The sequence below is a fragment of the Paraburkholderia largidicola genome, from assembly GCF_013426895.1.
Taxonomy (GTDB): domain Bacteria; phylum Pseudomonadota; class Gammaproteobacteria; order Burkholderiales; family Burkholderiaceae; genus Paraburkholderia; species Paraburkholderia largidicola.
Genome location: NZ_AP023174.1, coordinates 3,254,271 through 3,277,453 on the forward strand (window position 1 = coordinate 3,254,271; position 23,183 = coordinate 3,277,453).

Below are 23,183 nucleotides of genomic sequence, written 5' to 3' on the forward strand. Positions count from 1 at the left end.
TCACCAACCAACCGGTCGGTCAATAAATCGACAAGGTTTCCTCTAACGTTCAGTCAGCATCTTGCCCGCCATGACCCACCCACTCTTTACAAAGCACGAAGACACGCTGCAGAAAGCCCTTGCCGCCATTGAAACCCGCGGCTACTGGAGCCCATTCTCTGAAATGCCGAGTCCCAAAGTGTACGGGGAAACCGCGAACGCGGACGGCGAATCGGCGTTCAAGGCTCTTCTGAACAAAACGTTCGAACTCGATCAGCCGAGCACGGGCGAGATGACGGCAGCGGAACAATCGCCGTTCGGTTTTCCGCTCGGAATCCGCTACCCCAAATCCGATCCTGATGCGCTGATTGCTGCTGCTGCCAAAGCCCAGCGGACATGGCGCGAAGCAGGTCCCAAAGCCTGGGCCGGCGTGAGCCTCGAGATCCTCACGCGCCTCAACCGGATGAGCTTCGAGATCGGCTACAGCGTAATGCACACAACTGGCCAGGCATTCATGATGGCTTTCCAGGCGGGCGGTCCGCATGCGCAGGATCGCGCACTCGAAGCCGTCACCTACGCCTGGGACCAGTTGCGCCGGATTCCCGCCGACGCCCATTGGGAAAAACCGCAGGGTAAGAATCCTCCGCTCGCGATGCAGAAGCGCTTCAACATCGTGCCGCGAGGCACGGGTCTCGTCCTCGGGTGCTGCACGTTCCCGACGTGGAATGGTTACCCCGGCCTGTTCGCCGACCTGGCAACCGGTAACACGGTCATCGTCAAGCCGCATCCGGGTGCGATCCTGCCGCTCGCGATCACCGTGCGCGTCGCCCGCGACGTGCTGCGTGACGCTGGCTTCGACCCGAACGTCGTGACCTTGCTCGCGACCGAACCGAACGACGGCGAACTCGTTCAGAACCTCGCCAAGCGTCCGGAAATCAAACTGATCGACTTCACGGGCAGTACGCAAAACGGCACGTGGCTGGAGCGCAACGCACATCAGGCGCAAGTGTTCACGGAAAAGGCCGGCGTGAACCAGATCGTGATCGACTCCGTCGATGACATCAAAGCTGCCGCGCGCAACATCGCGTTCTCGCTGGCACTGTATTCAGGCCAGATGTGCACGGCGCCGCAAAACATCTACGTACCACGCGACGGCATTCGCACGTCCGAAGGCACGATCCCCTTCCAGGCCGTCGCCGACGCGATTGCCGGTGCTGTCCAGAAGCTCGGCTCGGACCCGGCCCGCGCTGTAGAACTGCTGGGCGCGATCCAGAACGAAGCCATTGAGCAACGCATCGACGAAGCTCGAAAGCTCGGACACGTTCTCGCCGACAGCCAGTCGCTCGAGCATCCGACGTTCGCGGGCGCCCGCGTACGTACACCGCTGGTGCTCCAACTCGATGCCGCGACGGACGAAGCAAAGTTCACCAAAGAATGGTTCGGCCCGATTTCCTTTGTGGTCGCCACCGACTCGACCGTCCAGTCGCTCGAACTTGCCGGCCGCATCGCCGCCGAACATGGCGCGCTCACTCTCTCCGTCTATAGCACGGACGACAATGTGATCGAGGCCGCCACGGAAGCCTCGATTGTTGGCGGCGTCGCGCTCTCCATCAATCTGACGGGCGGCGTTTTCGTCAATCAGTCGGCAGCGTTCTCGGACTTCCACGGTACGGGCGCTAATCCGGCTGCGAATGCGGCGCTCGCCGACGCCGCCTTCGTCGCGAATCGCTTCCGCGTTGTTCAAAGCCGGGTTCATGTTGAACCGAAGGCCGTCGCCGCGTAAGTCGGCAGAACGATATAGGACGTTTGACCGACGTTTTGGCCTATACCTTCGGGCCGACTGAAAGTGCGCCAAACGTCGAACTAACATGCTGTTCAAGGGCCGGCGCGCTTGCCGGTCCGTTCTCTTGCAGGAATCCCGACATGACCGACGCATTTATCTGTGACGCGATTCGCACTCCCTTCGGCCGCTACGGCGGCGCATTGAAAGACGTCCGCGCCGACGACCTCGGTGCCGTCCCGATCGAAGCGTTGATCGAACGGAATCCCGGCGTAGACTGGCGCGCGCTCGACGACGTGATCTACGGCTGCGCCAATCAGGCCGGGGAAGACAATCGCAATGTGGCGCGCATGTCGGCGCTGCTCGCCGGCTTGCCGACAGACGCGCCCGGCGGCACGATCAACCGGCTGTGCGGCTCGGGCATGGATGCAGTCGGCACGGCAGCCCGCGCGATCAAGGCGGGCGAGGCAAACCTGCTGATCGCGGGCGGCGTCGAAAGCATGACGCGCGCGCCGTTCGTGATGGGCAAGGCGACATCGGCGTTCTCGCGGCAATCGGAGATTTACGACACGACCATCGGCTGGCGTTTCGTCAACGCACAGATGAAGCGCGACTACGGCGTCGACTCGATGCCCGAGACAGCAGAAAACGTCGCCGTCGATTTCAACGTCAGCCGCGCCGACCAGGACGCGTTCGCCATGCGCAGTCAGGAGAAGGCGGCCCGCGCACAACGCGACGGTACGCTCGCGCAGGAAATCGTGCCCGTCGACATTCCGCAGAAGAAGGGCGAGCCGATCCGCGTGACGCTCGACGAGCATCCGCGTGAAACGTCGCTCGAAGCACTCGGCAAACTGAAGGGCGTCGTGCGGCCGGACGGCTCGGTGACGGCAGGCAACGCATCGGGCGTCAACGACGGCGCGTGCGCACTTCTCATTGCAAGTGAAGCAGCGGCAGCGCAATACGGACTGCGGCGTCGCGCTCGCGTGATCGGCATGGCAACGGCCGGCGTCGAACCGCGCATCATGGGCATCGGCCCGGCCCCCGCCACGCAGAAGCTGCTGAAGCAACTCAATATGACGCTCGACCAGTTCGACGTGATCGAACTCAACGAAGCGTTTGCGTCGCAAGGCCTGGCCGTTCTGCGTCAACTCGGTTTGCGCGATGACGATCCGCGCGTCAATCCCAATGGCGGTGCGATCGCGCTGGGGCATCCGCTCGGCGCATCCGGCGCGCGCCTGATTACGACGGCGCTGCATCAACTCGAACGCACCAATGGCCGTTACGCGCTTTGCACGATGTGCATCGGCGTCGGGCAAGGCATCGCACTCGCTATCGAGCGCGTCTGATCGCCCCGAGTTCCGAAACCATATAGAGACGAGGAGACAAGCGATGACCTATGAAGCGATCCGCGTAGACATCGACGCTGCCACCCGCGTCGCGACCGTGACGCTGAACCGTCCTGACAAGCTGAACAGCTTCACGCGCGCCATGCATCAGGAATTGAACGCGGCGCTCGACGAAGTAGAAGCCGCCGGCGCGCGCGCGCTCATACTCACAGGCGCCGGCCGTGGCTTCTGCGCTGGACAGGATCTGGCCGATCTCGATTTCACGCCGGGTGCCATGACAGATCTCGGCGATCTGATCGACCGGCACTTCAATCCGCTGATCCGACGGTTGCAAGCCCTTCCACTGCCCGTCATCGCCGCCGTGAACGGCACGGCCGCGGGCGCAGGCGCGAATCTCGCGCTCGCTTGCGACCTCGTGCTGGCCGCGCGTTCGGCGAGCTTCATCCAGGCCTTCGTAAAAATTGGGCTCGTGCCGGATTCCGGCGGCACGTGGTTCCTGCCGCAACGCGTGGGCATGGCCCGGGCGCTGGGACTGGCGATCACCGGCGACAAGCTCAGTGCCGACAAGGCGGAAAGCTGGGGCCTCATCTGGAAGGCCGTAGAAGACGCCGAACTGCAGAACACCGCAGCCCAGCTCGCCACGCAACTCGCGCAGCAGCCCACGCGCGCGATTGCGGCCATCAAGCAGGCGATGCGGTCGAGCGCAACGCAAACGCTCGACCAGCAACTCGATCTCGAACGTGACATGCAGCGCGACCTCGGCGCATCGCATGACTACGCAGAAGGGGTCCGTGCGTTCATCGAAAAACGCGCGCCGCGCTTCGAGGGCCGCTGACATGTCCACGCAACCCAACCTGAGCAACACGATGACGCCCGACGAACTCGCCCGCGCGACGGCCGAAGCCATGTATGCGAACGACGCCTGCAGCAAGGCGCTCGGCATCGACATTCTCGAAGTGCGCGCCGGCTACGCGCGCCTTCAGATGAGCGTACGGCCGGACTTTCTCAATGGTCATCAGATCTGTCACGGCGGCCTGATGTTCACGCTGGCCGATTCGGCATTCGCGTTCGCCTGCAACTCGTACAACATCAATACCGTCGCAGCGGGGTGCTCAATCGAGTTTTTGCGCCCCGTGCGCGGCGGCGACGTCCTGACTGCAGAAGCTGTCGAGCAAACATTGAGCGGTCGCAACGGCATCTACGACATTCGCGTCACGAACCGCGCGAACGAAACCGTTGCGATGTTTCGCGGCAAGTCCGCGCAAATCAAAGGCACGGTGATTCCCGTCGACGACTGACAGGGAACGTCACAGCTTCACGTAATTGCGTCGCCTTCCGCGCGGCATACTATTCTGAAAGTAAGGAGACATTCGATGACTAACCCGCTCCCGCTCGATCCCATCGAAAAGGCGAGCCGCGACGAACTCGCTGCACTACAGCTCGAACGACTGAAGTGGTCGCTCGCTCACGCCTATGAGAACTCCCCTGTCTATCGACGCAAGTTCGACGAAGCGGGTGTGCATCCGTCGGAGCTGAAGACCCTTTCCGACTTGTCGCGCTTCCCCTTCACGACGAAAAAGGATCTGCGCGACAACTATCCATTTGGTCTGTTCGCCGTACCGCAAGATCAGATTTCGCGCATTCATGCGTCATCGGGAACGACGGGCAAGCCGACCGTCGTCGGCTATACCGCGCGAGACATCGATACCTGGGCGAACCTCGTCGCACGGTCGATCCGTGCGGCAGGCGCGCGGCGCGGCGACAAGGTCCACGTGAGCTACGGCTATGGCCTGTTCACGGGCGGCCTCGGCGCGCATTACGGCGCGGAACGCGCGGGCCTTACGGTCATTCCGTTCGGCGGCGGTCAGACCGAAAAGCAGGTTCAGCTGATTCAGGACTTCCGTCCCGACATCATCATGGTGACGCCGAGCTACATGCTGTCGATTGCCGACGAACTGGAGCGCCAGGGTGTCGATCCCAAGACTTGCTCGCTGCGCATCGGCATCTTCGGCGCTGAGCCCTGGACCAACGACATGCGGCGCGCGATCGAAGAACGGATGGGCATCGACGCCGTGGACATCTACGGCTTGTCCGAGGTGATGGGTCCGGGCGTAGCGTCCGAGTGCGTCGAAACCAAAGACGGCCCGACGATCTGGGAAGACCACTTCTATCCCGAGATCATCGATCCCGAAACGGGCGAAGTGTTGCCGGACGGCGAACTCGGCGAGCTTGTGTTCACCTCGCTGACGAAGGAAGCGCTGCCCATCATCCGTTACCGCACGCGGGATCTCACGCGTCTGCTGCCCGGCACCGCGCGCACGATGCGCAGAATGGAAAAAATCACCGGCCGCTCGGACGACATGATGATCATTCGCGGCGTCAATGTCTTCCCGACGCAGATCGAAGAACTGCTGCTGAAGCAGCACGCGCTCGCGCCGCATTATCAGATCGTGCTGACGAGGGAGGGCCCGCTCGACGTGATGACGTTGAACATCGAGCCGTGCCCGGAGACCGCGCCGGACACGACCGCGCTAGAGACTGCAAAGAAGGCGCTCGCCTATGACATCAAGGCGCTGATTGGCGTGACGGCGAACGTGGTACTGCTTGGCGTGAACGGCATCGAGCGCTCGGTGGGTAAGGCGCGTCGCGTGATCGACAAGCGCAAGGCAGGCGCGTAACGCGCGCACAAAAGCAAACAGCCCGACGGCAGTGACACAAACCGTCGGGCTGTTCAGATCAGACTATCGCCTGAACTCAGGATCAGGGCCTGGCATCACGAATTGGGCAGGAGCAGCCACATCCGGCCGCCTTGCTTCATCTTCCCAGCCAGATCGCCCGCTTCATCGCCGAGTCCCCAGAAGTAGTCCGCACGCACGCCGCCCTTGATCGCCGAACCCGTGTCCTGCGCAAACACCAGACGATTCATCGGTGCATTGGTCATCGGGCGTGTCGTCTGCAGGAAGACGGGCGTACCGAGCGGGATCGCCGCCGGATCGACGGCAATCGAGCGCTCCGGCGTAAGCGGCACGCCAAGCGCGCCAATCGGACCATCGGCACCACCGCCGGCCGCAGGCTCGCTCGACGGCATCTCGCGGAAAAACACGAAGCGCGGATTCGTGTCGAGCAGTGCATCGACACGCGTCGGGTTTGCGCGCGCCCACGCCTTGATACCTTGCATGGTCGCCTGCGACGGCGTCAGTTCGCCGCGATCGAGCAACCATCGGCCGATCGACTTGTACGGCTGATTGTTCGTCCCGCCAAAGCCGACGCGCATCACGCTACCGTCTTCCATCACGATGCGACCCGAGCCTTGCACCTGAAGGAAGAAAGCCTCGATGGGATCGTCGACCCACACGAGTTCATTGCCGTTCAGCGCGCCCGAACGCTCGAGCTGCGCACGCGCCGGCATCGGAGAACCGGGGCGGTATGCCGAAGGCCAACGGTACAAGGCCGTCTGATACACGCCATGCCGAACGCGCGAACCTCGCAGCAGCGGCTCGTAGTAGCCTGTCACGAGTCCGTCGAGCGTGCCGTCGGTGTTCGAGAACTGAAACGGCGTGAAGTAGGTTTCGAAGAAAGTGCGCGCACTCGCCACGTCCAGGTCGTCGAGCATCAGCGCAGCTGCACACGCGCGCCGCCAGGTCGGCTGGGTGGCAAGGCGCACGCAGTTCTGACGCAGCGCCGCAGCAGCGCCGATCAGCGAATCGTCCTGCCATCCCGGCACCTGCCGCCACGCGACGGGGGTCAGCCGCTGGGCGGCGATCTGACCGGGTATGATCGCGGCGCCCGTCGGCGGCGAAACGGACGGCCGCACCGCGCCACCGCCGCCGCACGATGCAAGCAATACGGCAAGCGACAGCGCTCCCGCCCAGGCCGCGGCCCGGCGGGCAAAGCGCATACAATGATTGTTCTCGATGGAAACTGCCATGTCTGATCTGCTCGACGAATATCCGATGCTCATCTTCGCGCTGGAGGCGCTCCTGGCGCTTTCCCTGCTGATTTTCATCGTTGTGTGGACAGCGTCCGGCAAGAAAAAGAATGCCGCACGCCAAAGGCAGGACGCGAAACAGGTCCCGTCGCGGCAGGAACCGCGTCGCTGACTGACAGCGCGCGGCGTCTCACGTTCAACGCGCGTTCAATGCAGCGTGCGCGGCATGCGCAGAACGAATTCCGGCACGGGCGCGTCCCAGCGCTCACCGTCCTCCGCCACGCAAAAATACTCGCCGCGCATCGTCCCGACGGGCGTCGCGATCACGGCGTAGCTCGTGTACTCGAACTGCTCGCCCGGCTTCAGCAAAGGCTGATGCCCGACCACACCCAGTCCTTTCACTTCCTGAACGCGATTTTCGCTATCCGTAATGACCCAGTGACGCGCGATCAGTTGCGCGGTGGCCTGGCCTGTATTGCGGATGGTGAGCGTGTAAGCGAAAGCGTATTTCCGATGCTCCGGGTCCGACTCCTCGGCGATGTACCGGACCTGGGAGGACACGCTGAATTCGTACTGACTCATGCTGATTCCGATGGTGAGCAAAGCGCGCAATCTATCTGCACAAGGCCGTGTGCAGGCGGCTCGGCGTGAATAGCGGCGCGCCGGCACAGACGTTGACATGGTTTGGCATTCTGCTTGATGCAGCGCACGCCCGCAACCGCATCGGCCAGTTGGACAAGAGGTCGGAAGGTGAGGAGAGCCATGCCGCCTCGAAGGCCGCGGCGCGCCGGCCGGCGCTAAAATAGCGGTTTTCCGTCTCCCGCCCACCCCACGCCATGACTCAATTCCGCATCGCTCCCAGCATTCTGTCCGCCGACTTCGCGCGGCTCGGCGAAGAAGTCCGCAACGTCGTCGCCGCGGGCGCCGACTGGATTCACTTCGACGTGATGGACAACCACTACGTGCCGAACCTGACGATTGGCCCGCTCGTGTGCGAGGCGATCCGCCCGCACGTGCAGGTGCCCATCGACGTGCATCTGATGGTACGCCCCGTCGACCGTATCGTGCCCGACTTCGCAAAGGCCGGCGCGAACGTGATCAGCTTCCACCCGGAAGGCTCGGATCACATCGACCGCACGCTGTCGCTGATCCGCGACCACGGTTGCAAGGCGGGCCTCGTGTTCAATCCCGCCACGCCGCTGAACTATCTCGATCACGTGATGGACAAGGTAGACCTCGTGCTGATCATGTCGGTGAATCCGGGTTTCGGCGGGCAGTCGTTCATCCCCGAGGCGCTGAACAAGCTGCGCGAAGCACGCGCGAAAATCGATGCGTACAAGGAAAAGACCGGCCGCGAGATTCATCTCGAAGTCGACGGCGGCGTGAAAGTCGACAACATCGCGGAAATTGCGGCGGCAGGCGCGGATACCTTCGTGGCCGGCTCGGCGATCTTCGGCCATCCGGACTACAAGACGATCATCGACAAGATGCGCGGCGCGCTGGCATCCGTTGGGCACTGACATGGAAACGACGCCTCGTTACCCCGCTCCCGCCTTCACGGCCGGGAAGATTCGCGCCGCGATCGTCGATCTCGACGGCACGATGGTCGATACCGCCGACGACTTCACCGCTTCCCTGAACGGCATGCTCGCCCAGTTCGACGCCGAAGAAACCTCACGCGAAGAAGTGATGGACTACGTCGGCAAGGGCTCCGAGCATCTGATCCGCAGCGTGCTCGCGCCGCGCTTCGAAGCCGAGCTGGCGCAGTCGCGCTTCGACGAGGCGCTCGCGATCTACCAGGAGGAGTACGCCAAGATCAACGGCTTGCACACACGGCTCTATCCCGATGTCGAAGCCGGCCTGATCGCGTTGCGCGACGCGGGCCTCGCGCTTGCGTGCGTGACCAACAAGCCGCATCGCTTCGCGACGCAACTGCTCGAGCATCACGGGCTGCTGCGCTACTTCGGCGTGGTGCTGGGCGGCGACAGCGTCGCGGCGAAAAAGCCCGATCCGCTGCCCATGCTCACCGCCTGCAAAGCGCTCGGCGTGTCGCCCAATGAGGCCGTCGCGATCGGCGATTCGCAGAACGATGCGTTCGCGGGCCGCGCCGCCGGCATGGCGACGCTGACCGTCCCGTATGGCTACAATCACGGCGAATCTGTTCAAACCATAAAATCCGATGGTATAGTTGTGTCGCTGTTGGGCGCCGCCAAGGCGATCGCAGCGCACAATGCAGTACAATAAGCGTCAATCAAGCAACACCCATTCATCGACTTAACAAAGTCTTCTCTCATGTTTCTGAATAAAAAACGGAGTCTGAGCACGATCGACCGGGGAGCCTGGCCCTGGCGTCGCTGGTCGCGCTGATACCTCGCCCGAGGTACGCTGAAGCTCGTCTTTGGCACCCGTTTTTTACTTCGCTGCGCTCACGCGCTTTTCCCGAAACGCCGGTTTGACCGGCACGCTACCGCTGCACTGAGTTTCAGCTAGCCGTCGTGTACCTTGCGTACTATCGTCGTGCTGTGAAGCCGTGCATGCGTTCGGGAAAGCGCGCGCCGGTCTCCCAACCTGTGACGAGCACATTCGACCGGTAACGCAGCCCCCGCTTTGTCCGACGCTAGTCGCGCACGGACGCACGAACAGGATCGGAACATGACCGAACTCGAATTTCAGTCCCTCGCGAACGAGGGCTTCAATCGCATCCCGCTGATCGCCGAAGCGCTGGCCGACCTCGAAACGCCGCTCTCGCTGTATCTCAAGCTCGCGCAAACCGAGCGCAACGGCGCGAACTCGTTTCTGCTCGAATCGGTGGTGGGCGGCGAACGCTTCGGCCGCTACTCGTTCATCGGCCTGCCGGCGCGCACGCTGATCCGCACGAGCAACGGCGTCACAGAAGTCGTGAAAGACGGCAAAGTCGTCGAGACGCATGAGAGCGACCCGCTCGAATTCATCCAGCAGTTCCAGAACCGCTTCAAGGTCGCGCTCCGTCCGGGCTTGCCGCGTTTCGCGGGCGGTCTTGCGGGCTATTTCGGCTACGACGCCGTGCGCTACATCGAGAAAAAGCTCGCACACACGGCCCCGCCCGACGATCTGAACCTGCCCGACATCCAGCTCCTGCTGACGGAAGAAGTCGCCGTCATCGACAACCTCGCGGGCAAGCTGTACCTCGTGATCTACGCCGATCCGACCACGCCCGAGGCATACACGCGCGCCAAGCAGCGCCTGCGCGAACTGAAGCAGCGCCTGCGTACGACGGTGCAGCCGCCTGTCACGTCGGCGAGTGTGCGCACCGAAATTTTCCGCGAGTTCAAGAAAGACGATTACCTCGCCGCCGTGCGCAAGGCGAAGGAATACATCGCCGCGGGCGAACTGATGCAAGTGCAGGTCGGCCAGCGCCTGACGAAACCGTATCGCGACAATCCGCTGTCGCTTTACCGTGCGCTGCGCTCGCTGAATCCATCGCCGTATATGTACTACTACAACTTCGGCGAGTTCCATGTGGTCGGTGCGTCGCCGGAAATTCTGGTGCGTCAGGAAAAACGCAACGAAGACCGCATCGTTACGATCCGTCCGCTGGCCGGTACGCGTCCGCGCGGCAACACGCCCGAGCGCGATGCCGAACTCGCAACCGAACTGCTGAACGACCCGAAAGAAATCGCCGAACACGTGATGCTGATCGACCTCGCGCGCAACGACGTGGGCCGTATCGCGCAGATCGGCTCGGTGTCGGTGACCGACAAGATGGTGATCGAAAAGTACTCGCACGTGCAGCATATCGTCAGTTCTGTCGAAGGTACGCTGAAGCCGGGCATGACCAACTTCGACGTGTTGCGCGCGACGTTCCCGGCGGGCACGCTGTCGGGCGCGCCGAAGGTTCGCGCGATGGAACTGATCGACGAACTCGAACCCGTGAAGCGCGGCCTGTATGGCGGCGCAGTCGGCTACCTGTCGTTCACGGGCGAAATGGACCTCGCAATCACCATCCGCACGGGCGTGATCTGCAACGGCAATCTGTATGTGCAGGCGGCAGCAGGCGTGGTCGCCGACTCGGTGCCCGAATCCGAATGGCAAGAGACCGAGAACAAGGCGCGCGCGGTGATGCGCGCCGCCGAGCAAGTGCAAGACGGCCTCGATAGCGATTTCTGACGGGAGACAGACCATGCTGCTGATGATCGACAACTACGACTCGTTCACCTATAACCTGGTCCAGTACTTCGGCGAACTCGGCGAAGACGTGCGGACTTATCGCAACGACGAAATCACGCTCGACGAAATCGCGAAGCTCAATCCCGAGCGCATCTGCCTTTCGCCGGGACCGAGCAATCCGCAACACGCGGGCATCACGCTCGATGTGCTGCGCGAATTTTCCGGCAAGTATCCAATTCTCGGCGTGTGCCTCGGCCATCAGGCGATCGGCGAAGCGTTCGGCGGCCGCGTAGTGCGCGCGCAGACCATCATGCACGGCAAGGTAAGCCAGATCGAAACCGACTGCAAAGGCGTATTCGCCGACCTGCCGAAGCACTTCACCGTCACGCGCTATCACTCGCTCGCGATCGAGCGCGAATCGTTGCCCGATTGCCTCGAAGTATCCGCGTGGACCCCGGACGGCGAAATCATGGGCGTGCGTCACAAGACGCTGCCTGTCGAAGGCGTGCAGTTCCATCCGGAATCGATCCTGTCGGAACACGGCCATGCGTTACTCGAAAACTTCGTGAAGCAGTCGAAGGCCGTGGCGCGTAGCGCCTAACAAGGAGACATCAAAATGATTACGGCCCAGGAAGCGCTGCAACGCACGATCGAGCATCGCGAGATTTTCCACGACGAAATGCTGCACCTGATGCGCCTCATCATGCGCGGCGACATGTCGCCCGTGATGGCGGCCGCGATCATCACGGGGCTGCGCGTCAAAAAAGAGACGATCGGCGAGATCACCGCAGCTGCCACGGTGATGCGTGAGTTCGCACGTCACGTTGAAGTGCAGGACAACTCGAACTTCGTCGATATCGTCGGCACGGGCGGCGACGGATCGCACACGTTCAATATCTCGACCGCGACGATGTTCGTCACGGCGGCGGCAGGCGCGAAGGTCGCGAAGCACGGCAATCGCGGCGTGTCGAGCAAGTCGGGCAGCGCGGACGTGCTCGAAGCGCTCGGCGTCAATATCGATCTGCAGCCTGAACAGGTCGCCGCGTCGATTGCCGAAACGGGCATGGGCTTCATGTTCGCGCCGAACCATCACCCGGCGATGAAAAACATCGCGCCCGTGCGCCGCGAACTGGGCGTGCGGACCATCTTCAACATCCTCGGTCCGCTGACGAATCCGGCCGGTGCGCCGAACCAGTTGCAGGGCGTGTTTCACCCGGACCTCGTCGGCATTCAGGTTCGCGTGATGGAGCGTCTCGGCGCAAACCATGTGCTGGTCGTGTATGGTATGGACGGCATGGATGAAGTGTCGCTCGGCGCCGCGACGCTGGTCGGCGAACTGCGCGACGGCAAGGTGCGCGAGTACGAGATTCACCCCGAGGACTTCGGCATGCAGATGGTGTCGAACCGGACGCTGAAAGTCGCGGATGCGACGGAATCGAAAGTGTTGCTGCTCGAAGCACTCGACAACAAGCCGGGCGTCGCGCGCGAAATCGTCACGCTGAACGCGGGCACCGCGCTGTACGCGGCGAACGTCGTAGCGTCCATCGCAGACGGCATCGGGCTGGCCCGCGAAGCAATCGCGAGCGGCAAGGCACGCGCGAAGGTCGACGACCTGGTCCGCTTCACGCAACAGTTCAAGAAATAAACGGATTTCACATGAGCGATATTCTCGACCGCATCATCGACGTCAAGCGCGAAGAAGTGCGCGCCGCGCAGCAAAGCGCGCCGCTCGAAGAATTGCGCCTGCAGGCATCGTCGCGCGATCTGCGTGATTTCGTCGGCGCGATTCGCGCGAAGCACGAGGCGGGTCTCGCGGCCGTGATCGCCGAGGTCAAGAAGGCGAGCCCGTCGAAAGGCGTGCTGCGCGACAACTTCGTACCGTCGGAGATTGCGCGTTCGTACGCGAAGCACGGCGCGGCGTGTCTGTCCGTGCTGACCGACGTGCAGTTCTTCCAGGGCAGCGCGAAGTATCTGGAAGAGGCGCGCGCCGCGTGCGAACTGCCCGTTCTGCGCAAGGATTTCATCGTCGATCCGTATCAGATTCTCGAAGCGCGGGCGATGGGCGCCGACGCGATCCTGCTGATCGTCGCGGCCCTCGAACTCTCGCAGATGCAGGACCTCGAAGCGTACGCGCACTCGCTCGGCCTCGCGGTGCTCGTCGAGGTCCACGACAAGGACGAACTGGTCGACGCGCTCACGCTGAAGACACCGCTGATGGGCGTGAACAACCGCAATCTGCGCACGTTCGAAACGTCGATCGATACCACGCTCGGCCTGCTCGACATGATGCCGGACGACCGTATCGTCGTGACCGAGTCGGGCATCATGTCGCGCGGCGACGTCGAGCGGATGCGCGCGATGGACGTGAACTCGTTCCTCGTCGGCGAGGCGTTCATGCGCGCTGAAGAGCCGGGCGTGGAGCTTGCGCGGATGTTCTTCTGATTCTCACCACGTTATAGAGCGAGCCGCGCGATGGGCATGGAACACGAGATCAAGCTGTCGCTGCCGACCAGTCAGGTCGGCGCCGCGACGCAATGGTTGATTCAACGCGCCGGTGGCAAGGGTCGCTCGATCACGCTCGAAAACAGCTATTACGACACGCCGGCGCTGACGCTCGCGCGCGCGAAAAGCGCGGTGCGCGTGCGCCGCACGCCGGATGGCTGGCTGCAGACGTACAAGACGGTGGGCACGTCGAGTGGCGGCTTGCACAGCCGGCACGAGTGGGAAATGCCCATCAAGGGCAACGCGCTCGAGATCGACGCGCTGCTCGCAGCCTGTGACGACGAACCGTCGAAGGAAGCGTTGTGCAGCGCGCGGGACGATCTGATTCCGCTGTTCAGCACGAACTTTTCGCGGACCCTCTGGCACGTGAGCATCGACGGCGCCGACATCGAGGCGGCCATCGATCAGGGTGAAATTGTGGCGGACGTGAACGGCGAAACGCGCCGCGCGCCGATCTGCGAGATCGAACTGGAGCTGAAGCATGGTGACGCGGGTGCGCTGAACGCGTTGTCGGCGGAACTGGCGCAAGCCGTGCACGGCTTGCGCCCGGATGACGTCAGCAAGGCGCAGCGCGGTTATCGTCTGCGCGAAAGCGGCTCGCAATAAACGGCGAAAACAGCAAACACGCAAGCACGCGCGCAGAACCTTGAGCGCGCGCGCGTTTGCTGCCACACTAGCCCGCCATGAATTCCGCTAAACGTTCCCGCACTCCGCCGACGCAGCCGTCGCTCTTCACCGACGACGACACCCGCGCCGCCGCGCCGCCCTCTCCCGCCGCCGAAAACCAGACGCTCGAATCCCAATTCGACGCCCTTCCGCCCGCCTGGCGCGCGCACCTCAAACCGTTTATCGATAGCGAGACGTACACGCCGCTGTGCCGTTTCGTCGACGGCGAGCGTGCGTCCGGCAAGACCGTCTATCCCACCGATGTCTTCCGCGCGCTGCGACTCACCAGTCCCGACGACGTCAAGGTCGTGATTCTCGGCCAGGACCCGTATCACGGCGAAGACCGCGGCATGCCGCAGGCGCACGGTCTCGCATTTTCGGTGCCGCCTTCGGTGCGGCCGCCGCCGTCGCTGCGCAACATCTTCAAGGAGATCGCCGCGAGCCTGGGCCACGAAGCGCCGCAGCACGGCTGTCTCGATGCATGGGCGCGACAGGGCGTGCTGTTGCTCAACACGGTGCTGACCGTCGAGCGCGACCACGCCGCGAGTCACGCGAAGCGCGGCTGGGAAAAGTGCACCGACACGTTGATCCACGAACTCGCGATGCGTCACGACGGACTCGTGTTCATGCTGTGGGGTGCGCACGCGCAGGCCAAGCGCGTGCTGCTCGGCGGCAAATCGCACTGCGTGCTGGAAGCGCCGCACCCGTCGCCGCTGTCGGCTCATCGCGGGTTTCTCGGCTGCCGGCATTTCGCGCTGGCCAATGAATTTCTCGAAGCACATGGCCGCCAGCCCATCGACTGGCGTTTGCCGGAAACGGGCGAAGTATTCGCCTGAAGCGCTCTACTTCACCTGAGAGCCAAAAGAAAACGCCACGGAATTGTGTTCCGTGGCGTTTTTCGTTTGTCCGCGCGACGCGGTCGATCACCACATCGCGCTGACGAACCCTGGTTCGCTTACGCAGCGGCGATCGCTTCGCGCGCACCGGCCAGTGCCGCGTTCGCTGCGTCCGGGCCCATTGCCAGGCCTTCGGCGTAGATGAAGTTCACGTCCGTCATGCCGAGGAAGCCGAGGAACGTCGTGATGTACGGCGTCTGCGTGTCGCCCGGCGTGCCGACGTACTTGCCGCCGCGTGCCGAGACCACGAACACCTTCTTGCCCTTCACGAGGCCTTCCGGACCGTTCGCGCCGTACTTGAACGTGATGCCAGCGCGCGCGATGAAATCGAAGTACGTCTTCAGTTGCGAGGTGATGCCGAAGTTGTACAGCGGCGCGCCGATCACGACGATGTCGGCGGCTTGCAGTTCGGCGATCAGCGCTTCGCTGCGTGCTGCGATCGCTTGCTGTTCAGCCGTGCGCTGCTCAGCCGGCGTGAAGAACGCGCCGAGAATCTCGTCGTCGAGGTGCGGCAGTGCGTCTTCGTGCAGACTGCGGACGACGACTTGCGCGCCCGGGTTCGATTGTTGCAGCTTTGCCGTCAGTTCGTTAGCGAGCAGCGTCGATTGAGCGCCTTGCGAGCGAGCCGACGAGTTGATTTGCAGGATCGTGGTCATCTGTGACTCCAGTGAGGGGCGCGCTGTGTTGCGCGAGTGGAGCCATTGTGTTTTTTTACCCGCCCGGGAAAAAGTAGCGCGGCAGCGAAGGATTGTTGCAGTGGTAGAACAATCCGCCGCCGGGAACCTTGCCGCGCGGGCGGTTCGGCGCCCGCTTACTTGCCGCCCAGCCAGCGTTTGCGCGCCGTCACGGCCGCCGCACGCTTGTCATTCGCGGCGAGCTTGTAGCGCGAGACTTCCGGTCCGTCCAGCTTGACCTGCGCGACGCGCAGCTCGTCGCGCCGGAACGCGTGCACCTCGACCTTCGCGCCCGGCTGGTAGCGCGACAGCAGCGCGTCGAGATTCGAGCCCGTCACGCGCAGGCCGTCGACAGCGATCAACACGTCGCCCGCCGACAGACCGGCCTTCTGCGCCGCGCTGCCGTCATGAACGGCCGCCACTGTGCAGTCCGCGCCGCCGCGCATACGGGCGCCGAGCGACGGCTTGCCCTTCGGATCGACGTCCGCCTCGAGCGTCACGCCGAACGATGCCAGCAGCGTGTCGAGCGGCAGATCGCGCGTGCCGCGGACGCCTTCCGCGAACAGCTCGGACAGGTCCGCGCCCGTCGCCTCGGCGAACAGCGCTTCCACGTCGGCTTCCTCGATACCCTGCCCCTTGCCATGGAAGAAGTCGCGTCCGTAGCGCTGCCACAAGAGGCGCATCACGTCGTCGAGCGATTTGCGATTCTGCGTTTGCTCGCGAATCGTCAGATCGAACGCGAGCGCGACCAGCGAGCCCTTCGTGTAATAGCTGACGATCGCATTCGCAGCGTTTTCGTCCTGACGGTAGTACTTGACCCAGGCGTCGAACGAGCTTTCGGCGACCGTCTGCTTCAGGCGCCCGCTGCCGCGCAGCACACCGCCGATCGTCTTGCCGAGCAGCGTGAAGTAGTCGGTTTCCTTGATCAGGCCGCTGCGCACGAGCACCAGGTCGTCGTAGTACGACGTGAAACCTTCGAACAGCCACAGCAGCGACGTGTAGTTTTCCTGCGTCAGATCGTACGGCGCGAACACGGCGGGCTTGATGCGCTTCACGTTCCACGTGTGGAAGTATTCGTGGCTGCACAAGCCGAGATACGTGCGATAACCGTCCGTCGTCTCGTCGCGGCCTTCGACGGGCAAATCCGCCCGATTGCAGATCAGCGCCGTCGATGCGCGATGCTCCAGACCGCCGTAGCCATCGGTGACGGCTTGCGTCATGAAGACATAGCGGTCCATCGGCGCCTTTTTCGAGCGCGGCTCGAACATCGCGATCTGCGCTTCGCACACGCGCTTCAGATCCGCCGACAGCCGCGCCATGTCCAGCCCGATCACGCGCCCGGCGATCACGATGTCGTGCGGCACGCCATGCGCCTTGAACGTTCCGAGTGCGAATTCACCGAGCGTGACGGGATGATCGATCAGTTCGTCGTAGTTCTGCGCGCTGTACTCGCCAAAGGCGTAGCGCTTCGTGCCGCGCGCTTCCGTCAGCGCCGTCGCGACGCGCCAGTTGCGGAACTGCGGACCGACAGGCTTCTGGATATCGACGACGCACGGCGCGTCCTCGAAACCGAGCGGCGACAGAAACACGCTCGTTCCGTTGAAGAAGCCCGTTGTGTCGTCGAGATGCGCAGCGCGCACCGACATGTCCCATGCGTAGACCTCGTAGCGCAGCGTCAGCGCGCCCTTGACGGGCGCGGCTTGCCACGTGTGCTTGTCGGTCTTTTCGAGCCGCACCTTGCGGCCCGCGTCGTTGAAGGCGCGCAGCGTGACGATGTTGCGCGCGAACTCGCGGACCATGTAGCTGCCGGGAATCCACACGGGCAGCATGAAGCGCTGGCCCGACGGATCGGGCTCGGCGACGGTCACGGTCACTTCGAAGAGATGGGCGGCGGGTTGCTTCGGAACGATGGTGTAGCGGATCGGCTTCATCGGCGCTCGTGTGTGAAAACTCGGGAAGAAACGACAAGAGGCGCTGCGCGCCTCCTTTCAAACATCTTCAGACGATGGACGCAGCTCAGCGCACCGACGACAACGCCTTGTCCAGCTCGTCCGCCGGCACGGCGCCCGGCAGGCGGCGGCCATCGGCGAGGAACACGGTGGGCGTGCCGCTGACGTTCATCGACTGTCCGAGCGCGAGGTTCTTGTCGATCGCGGCTGTGTCGCAGGTGCCCGCAGCGGTCGGCGCGCGGTGATCCTGCATCCAGGCTTCCCATGCCTTCGCACGGTCCGACGAACACCAGATCGACTTCGACTTCACCGTCGAATCCGGCGACAGCACCGGATACAGGAACGTGTAGACGGTGATGTTGTCCATCGACTTCAGCGTTGTTTCGAGCTGCTTGCAGTACGGGCAGTTCGGATCGGAGAACACAGCGATCTTGCGGCTGCCGTTGCCCTTCACCACTTTCACCGCGTTCGCGAACGGCAGGCTCGCGAAATCGATGCGGTTGGTTTCGGACAGACGCGCTTCCGTGAGATTCTTGCGCGTCTTCGCGTCGATCATGTCGCCGAGAATCAGGTGATCGCCCGTCGCGTCGCTGTAGACGATCTGCGAGCCGAGATTCACCTCATAAAGCCCGTCGATCGGCGACTTCGACACGCTCTTGATCGTCGCTTCGCTCAGACGCGATTGCAGCGTCGACTTGAGCTTGTCGGTGGTCTGGTCGGCCTGCGCCGAACAGCCGAGGCCGATGGTCGCGACGGCCAGCGCCAGCGCGGCGATACGGATACGTTTCTTCATGCTGCTGCTCCTGATTCGATTCGGCGCACGGCCCGTTTGCCGCTCGTCTGCGCCTGTGTTCAAGTTCCGTGCGGGTTTCCGCGTGTACCGGGGTGTTCCCTTTTGCAACGATGGGCGTCGGGTGTATCGGGCGCTGTTGCGCAGATGGTATGCCTTGCGTTCGATCCTGTCAGACGTGCGCGCCGCCGTGCCGTTCCGCCTGGCCCGTTATTCAGCCGAGCGCCGCCGAGACCAGCCAGCGCTTGACCAGCGGTTGCGCGCCGACGAATGCCATGCCCGTGTTGCGAACCGCGCGCGCGATATTGCCCGGCAGCCCGAACAGCTTCTGCAGGCCGTCAGTGGCAATGGTCAGCGCGCGGATGTCTTCGCTGCGCGAGCGCTCGTAGCGGCGCAGCAGAACCGTATCGCCGATATCGCGGAACGCCTCTTTCTTCACAATCACGTCCACCAGCGACGCCACGTCGCGCAAGCCCAGATTCATGCCCTGCCCCGCGAGCGGGTGAATCAGGTGCGCGGCATCGCCGACCAGCGCGACGCGCGGCGAGACCAGCCGGTCGACGGTTTGCAGCGCGAGCGGAAAGCCTTGGGCGGGCGTCACGCATTCGAGCGTGCCGAGCGCGCCCATCGTCGCGCGTTCGACTTCCGCTGCGAGTTGCGCCGGATCGAGTTTGATGAGCGTGTTCGCGTGATCGGTCATCGCCGACCAGACCAGCGACACATGGCCGTCCGGCAGCGGCAGCAGCGCGATGATCTCACCGTCGCGGAACCACTGATACGCCGTCTCGCCGTGCGGGCGACCGGCCTTGAAGTTCGCGACGACGCCCGTCTGCCGGTAGTCGCGCCGCTTCACCTTCGAACCGATCTGCGCGCGCACCCACGAATGCGCGCCGTCCGCGCCGACCACGAGATCCGCTTCGAGCACGTTGCCGTTCGCGAGACCGATCGTCGCGCCGCCCGTCTTGACGTCGAGCCCCTGCGCGCGGGTGTCGAGCCACGTGAGATTGGGCTGGAAGCGCAGCGCCGCATCGAGCGCCTGTTCGATCAGCGACGATTCGGCGATCCACGCGAGCTGCGGCACCGATGCCTGGAACGCCGAGAAATGCAGTTCGGCGTGGGCGTCGCCGTAGACTCGCATGTCGTAGACAGGCGCGAGCCGCGAGGTATTGAGCGCCTGCCAGACGCGCAGGCGTTCGAGCAGCGCCTGCGAACTCGCGGACAGCGCGTAGACGCGCGAGTCGAATACGGCGTCGGCGGGCAGCGGCTGACAATGCTGCGCGAGCAATGCGACGCGCAGGCCGCTTTGCGTGAGCGCAAGCGCCGCCGTCTTGCCGACGAGCCCGCCGCCGATCACGGCGACGTCGAAGGACTGATGGTGAGCATTCATCCGGCCATTATAGCCGCGAGGGGTGCCGGGGACGGATCGGCCGGACAGGCTTTGCGCGCGGTTTCGGCCTTGTTTGAGCAGTGATTGATGCAGATCGGGCACAAGTCGCGTCGATTGTGGACTGCCTGTGCGCGCGCTCGCGTAACGAACGGCGCGCGCCACTGTGACTCCGCCGCCGCGAATGCGCCGCCGGACGGGGTTACAATTGCGGTTTTCGGTTATCCGGCACCTCCGGCGCGCGTTTGCATCGCGGCGGGTGTCTTACGACAGTCCGCCTGTGCCGCGTGTTTGCGGCGCGTGCTTCTGGCACGTGCCTGGCGCGAGCGGACTTGCGGGCTGCGGACAGCATCGCGCCGCGCCACATGGAGCCCGCACTCCGTTCGCCGAAGCCTGTCACCACCTGATTTGTAGAGAACCTTCATGAGCCTCAAATGCGGCATCGTCGGCCTGCCTAACGTCGGCAAGTCCACTCTGTTCAACGCGCTGACCAAGGCGGGCATCGCCGCCGAAAATTACCCGTTCTGCACCATCGAACCGAACGTCGGCGTGGTCGAGGTGCCGGATGCGCGTCTGACGGCACTCGCCGGTATCGTCAAGCCGGAGCGCATCGTGCCCGCTGTCGTCGAGTTCGTCGACATCGCGGGTCTGGTGGCGGGCGCAAGCAAGGGCGAAGGCCTCGGCAACCAGTTTCTCGCGAACATCCGTGAAACCGACGCGATCACGCACGTCGTGCGCTGCTTCGAGGACGAGAACGTGATTCACGTCGCGGGCAAGGTCGATCCTGTCTCGGATATCGAAGTGATCAACACGGAACTCGCGCTCGCCGACCTCGCGACGGTCGAAAAGGCGCTCACGCGCTACGCGAAAGCCGCGAAGTCCGGCAACGACAAGGAAGCGGTGAAGCTCGCTGCCGTGCTGGAAAAGGTTCGCGTGCAACTGGATCAGGCGAAGCCGGTTCGTGGCCTGGATCTGACGGAAGAAGAGCGTCTGCTGATCAAGCCGTTCTGCCTGATTACGGCCAAGCCGGCCATGTACGTCGCGAACGTCAAGGAAGACGGCTTCGAGAACAACCCGCACCTCGACGCGGTGCGCAAGTACGCGGAAACGGAGAATGCGCCCGTGGTCGCCGTATGCGCGGCAATCGAGGCGGAAATCGCCGATCTCGCCGATGAAGACAAGGAAGTGTTCCTCGCCGACATGGGCATGGACGAGCCGGGTCTGAACCGTGTGATCCGCGCAGGCTTCAAGCTGCTCGGCCTGCAGACGTACTTCACGGCGGGCGTGAAGGAAGTGCGCGCGTGGACGATTCACGTCGGCGATACCGCGCCGCAGGCAGCGGGCGCGATTCACACGGACTTCGAACGCGGCTTCATTCGCGCGCAGACGATCGGCTTTGACGATTACATCGCTTACAAGGGTGAGCAAGGCGCGAAGGAAGCGGGCAAGATGCGCGCGGAAGGGAAGGAGTACATCGTGCATGATGGCGACGTGATGAACTTTTTGTTCAACGTCTGACGAACGATTGTCAAATGCGTCCCCTCGCCTCGCGCGGGGCGCGCGAATCATCCAAAGCCGCGCATCGACGCGGCTTTTTTTCGCCCTCGTTGCATGCGCACCCATCGACGCTTCGGGTAATCGCCCTTTCTCCGATTATTCTTCCGATGTTAAATTGCCCGTTCGGCACTGAGCCTTACATATAGAAAACTCGCCGACGTTGTCCTGTCATCGACTACAACTAGAATCGCGCGACCGTCCAACGCGCATTCCTCAAAGAGGAGACTCTCGATGCATTGCAAGCCGCTCTTCCGTTCGCTGTCCGTTGCAGCCGTTCTGGCCTTCGGCGTCCATCAAGGCGCCTACGCAGCCACCGAAATCCAGTTCTGGCACGCGATGGAAGCCGCACTCGGCGAACGCCTGAACACGATCGCCAACGACTTCAACGCATCGCAGAGCGACTACAAGATCGTTCCCGTCTTCAAGGGCACCTACGACCAGACGCTCGCCGCCGGCATCGCCGCGTACCGCAGCGGCAACGCGCCCGCGATCCTGCAGGTCTACGAAGTCGGCACGGCAACGATGATGCAGGCCAAGAAAGCCGTCATCCCCGTCTCCGACGTGTTCAAGCAGGCCGGCATGACGCTCGACGAAAAGGCGTTCGTGCCGACCATCGCCAGCTATTACAGCGACTCGAAGACTGGCCATCTGATCTCGATGCCGTTCAACAGTTCGACGCCCGTCCTCTACTACAACAAGGACGCTTTCAAAAAGGCCGGCCTCGACCCGAACACGCCGCCCAAAACGTGGGCTGAACTGGAGCAGGACGCGCTGAAGCTGAAAGCAGCGGGCATGTCGTGCGGTTATTCGTCGGGCTGGCAAAGCTGGATTCAGCTAGAGAACTACAGCGCATGGCACGGCGCGCCGTTCGCGACGGAAAACAATGGCTTCGATGGCGCCGACGCAAAGCTCGAGTTCAACAAGCCACTGCAGATCGCGCACATCACCTTCCTGCAGAAGATGGAGAAGGAAGGTGCGTTCACGTATGTCGGCCGCAAGGACGAACCGGTATCGAAGTTCTATAGCGGCGATTGCGGGATCATCACGAACTCGTCCGGCTCGCTGGCGACCATCCGCAAGTACGCGAAGTTCGACTTCGGCACGGGCATGATGCCGTACGACGCGAGCGTAAAGGGCGCGCCGCAGAACGCGATCATCGGTGGCGCAAGCCTGTGGGTGCTGTCGGGCAAGGATCCGGCCGTCTATAAGGGCGTCGCGAAGTTTCTCGCGTATCTCAGCTCGCCGCCCGTCGCCGCCAAATGGCATCAGGACACGGGTTATCTGCCCGTCACCACGGCTGCGTATCAGTTGACCCAGCAACAGGGCTTCTACGAGAAGAATCCCGGCAGCGACACGGCGATCAAGCAAATGTTGAACAAGCCGCCTCTGCCGTATACGAAGGGCCTGCGTCTGGGCAACATGCCGCAGATCCGCACGATCATCGACGAAGAACTCGAACAGGTCTGGGCTGACAAGAAGACGCCGAAGGATGCACTCGATTCGTCGGTCACGCGCGGCGACGAACTGCTGCGCCGCTTCGAAAAAGCGGGTAGCTGATTCACGCGAGGGGCGCGCTTTCCCCGCCG

The 23,183-nt window shown here is 63.3% G+C and carries 22 protein-coding genes; 16 read left to right on the top strand and 6 right to left on the bottom strand.

Translation table 11 applies throughout. The features are described from left to right. Positions 1-70 precede the first annotated feature (70 nt). From paaN to paaK, 5 genes are all read left to right on the top strand, one after another. Complete coding sequence (gene paaN / locus PPGU16_RS14405; RefSeq protein ID WP_180720561.1) at positions 71-1,762, top strand: phenylacetic acid degradation protein PaaN; 1,692 nt, start codon at positions 71-73, stop codon at positions 1,760-1,762. Between the two features lie 140 nt (positions 1,763-1,902). Further along, complete coding sequence (pcaF, locus tag PPGU16_RS14410) at positions 1,903-3,105, top strand: 3-oxoadipyl-CoA thiolase (RefSeq protein WP_180720562.1); 1,203 nt, start codon at positions 1,903-1,905, stop codon at positions 3,103-3,105. Between the two features lie 43 nt (positions 3,106-3,148). Beyond that, positions 3,149-3,940 carry a 2-(1,2-epoxy-1,2-dihydrophenyl)acetyl-CoA isomerase PaaG gene (gene paaG, locus PPGU16_RS14415; protein WP_180720563.1) on the top strand — a complete coding sequence of 264 codons (792 nt, stop codon included), beginning with the start codon at positions 3,149-3,151 and terminating at the stop codon, positions 3,938-3,940. 1 nt (position 3,941) lies between these two features. Next, the gene (paaI, locus tag PPGU16_RS14420) at positions 3,942-4,403 is read left to right on the top strand and encodes a hydroxyphenylacetyl-CoA thioesterase PaaI (RefSeq protein ID WP_180720564.1); all 462 of its coding nucleotides are present in this window, start codon (positions 3,942-3,944) and stop codon (positions 4,401-4,403) included. 75 nt (positions 4,404-4,478) lie between these two features. Beyond that, a complete protein-coding gene (gene paaK, locus PPGU16_RS14425) occupies positions 4,479-5,783 on the top strand; it encodes a phenylacetate--CoA ligase PaaK (protein WP_180720565.1) in 1,305 nt (434 codons plus the stop codon). A 95-nt stretch (positions 5,784-5,878) separates the two neighbouring features. On the opposite strand, the gene mltA is transcribed toward paaK, so the two are convergent. Then, on the bottom strand, positions 5,879-7,111 hold the full coding sequence (gene mltA / locus PPGU16_RS14430) for a murein transglycosylase A (protein WP_180720566.1): 1,233 nt from the start codon (positions 7,109-7,111) through the stop codon (positions 5,879-5,881). On the opposite strand from mltA, the gene PPGU16_RS14435 reads away from it, so the two are divergent. Then, positions 7,032-7,205, top strand: coding sequence for a hypothetical protein (locus tag PPGU16_RS14435; RefSeq protein ID WP_180720567.1), 174 nt, complete (start codon positions 7,032-7,034; stop codon positions 7,203-7,205). The genes mltA and PPGU16_RS14435 overlap by 80 nt on opposite strands. Positions 7,206-7,240: 35 nt before the next feature. Here PPGU16_RS14435 and apaG read toward each other — a convergent pair whose 3' ends face one another. Then, on the bottom strand, positions 7,241-7,615 hold the full coding sequence (gene apaG / locus PPGU16_RS14440) for a Co2+/Mg2+ efflux protein ApaG (protein WP_180720568.1): 375 nt from the start codon (positions 7,613-7,615) through the stop codon (positions 7,241-7,243). Between the two features lie 254 nt (positions 7,616-7,869). Between apaG and rpe the strand changes: the two genes are divergently transcribed. The 8 genes from rpe to PPGU16_RS14480 all read left to right on the top strand — a co-directional run bounded on the left by rpe (position 7,870) and on the right by PPGU16_RS14480 (position 15,183). Next, positions 7,870-8,553 (top strand): ribulose-phosphate 3-epimerase, encoded by a 684-nt coding sequence (rpe, locus tag PPGU16_RS14445; protein WP_180720569.1) that lies wholly within the window; start codon positions 7,870-7,872, stop codon positions 8,551-8,553. 1 nt (position 8,554) lies between these two features. Next, positions 8,555-9,277, top strand: a complete 723-nt coding sequence (locus PPGU16_RS14450) for a phosphoglycolate phosphatase (RefSeq protein WP_180720570.1) — start codon at positions 8,555-8,557, stop codon at positions 9,275-9,277. 408 nt (positions 9,278-9,685) lie between these two features. After that, a complete protein-coding gene (gene trpE / locus PPGU16_RS14455) occupies positions 9,686-11,179 on the top strand; it encodes an anthranilate synthase component I (RefSeq protein ID WP_180720571.1) in 1,494 nt (497 codons plus the stop codon). Positions 11,180-11,192: 13 nt separating this feature from the next. After that, positions 11,193-11,780, top strand: coding sequence for an aminodeoxychorismate/anthranilate synthase component II (locus tag PPGU16_RS14460; protein WP_180720572.1), 588 nt, complete (start codon positions 11,193-11,195; stop codon positions 11,778-11,780). 15 nt (positions 11,781-11,795) lie between these two features. Further along, positions 11,796-12,824, top strand: coding sequence for an anthranilate phosphoribosyltransferase (gene trpD / locus PPGU16_RS14465; protein ID WP_180720573.1), 1,029 nt, complete (start codon positions 11,796-11,798; stop codon positions 12,822-12,824). A gap of 11 nt (positions 12,825-12,835) precedes the next feature. Beyond that, positions 12,836-13,621 carry an indole-3-glycerol phosphate synthase TrpC gene (gene trpC / locus PPGU16_RS14470; RefSeq protein WP_180720574.1) on the top strand — a complete coding sequence of 262 codons (786 nt, stop codon included), beginning with the start codon at positions 12,836-12,838 and terminating at the stop codon, positions 13,619-13,621. Positions 13,622-13,651: 30 nt separating this feature from the next. Beyond that, positions 13,652-14,287 (top strand): CYTH domain-containing protein, encoded by a 636-nt coding sequence (locus PPGU16_RS14475; RefSeq protein WP_180720575.1) that lies wholly within the window; start codon positions 13,652-13,654, stop codon positions 14,285-14,287. 77 nt (positions 14,288-14,364) lie between these two features. Further along, positions 14,365-15,183, top strand: a complete 819-nt coding sequence (locus PPGU16_RS14480) for a uracil-DNA glycosylase (protein WP_180720577.1) — start codon at positions 14,365-14,367, stop codon at positions 15,181-15,183. A gap of 119 nt (positions 15,184-15,302) precedes the next feature. Here PPGU16_RS14480 and PPGU16_RS14485 read toward each other — a convergent pair whose 3' ends face one another. The 4 genes from PPGU16_RS14485 to PPGU16_RS14500 all read right to left on the bottom strand — a co-directional run bounded on the left by PPGU16_RS14485 (position 15,303) and on the right by PPGU16_RS14500 (position 20,043). Next, positions 15,303-15,899, bottom strand: a complete 597-nt coding sequence (locus PPGU16_RS14485) for an FMN-dependent NADH-azoreductase (protein WP_180720585.1) — start codon at positions 15,897-15,899, stop codon at positions 15,303-15,305. Positions 15,900-16,054: 155 nt separating this feature from the next. Further along, entirely contained in the window at positions 16,055-17,848 is a 1,794-nt protein-coding gene (locus PPGU16_RS14490; protein ID WP_180720587.1) for a M61 family metallopeptidase, read from the bottom strand. A gap of 85 nt (positions 17,849-17,933) precedes the next feature. Next, a complete protein-coding gene (locus tag PPGU16_RS14495) occupies positions 17,934-18,659 on the bottom strand; it encodes a DsbC family protein (RefSeq protein ID WP_180720589.1) in 726 nt (241 codons plus the stop codon). Between the two features lie 211 nt (positions 18,660-18,870). Next, on the bottom strand, positions 18,871-20,043 hold the full coding sequence (locus tag PPGU16_RS14500) for a UbiH/UbiF family hydroxylase (RefSeq protein ID WP_180720590.1): 1,173 nt from the start codon (positions 20,041-20,043) through the stop codon (positions 18,871-18,873). 420 nt (positions 20,044-20,463) lie between these two features. Here PPGU16_RS14500 and ychF point away from each other — a divergent pair, with 420 nt between their 5' ends. Continuing rightward, a complete protein-coding gene (ychF, locus tag PPGU16_RS14505) occupies positions 20,464-21,558 on the top strand; it encodes a redox-regulated ATPase YchF (RefSeq protein WP_180720592.1) in 1,095 nt (364 codons plus the stop codon). A gap of 270 nt (positions 21,559-21,828) precedes the next feature. Next, on the top strand, positions 21,829-23,154 hold the full coding sequence (gene ugpB / locus PPGU16_RS14510) for a sn-glycerol-3-phosphate ABC transporter substrate-binding protein UgpB (RefSeq protein ID WP_180720594.1): 1,326 nt from the start codon (positions 21,829-21,831) through the stop codon (positions 23,152-23,154). Positions 23,155-23,183 lie beyond the last annotated feature (29 nt).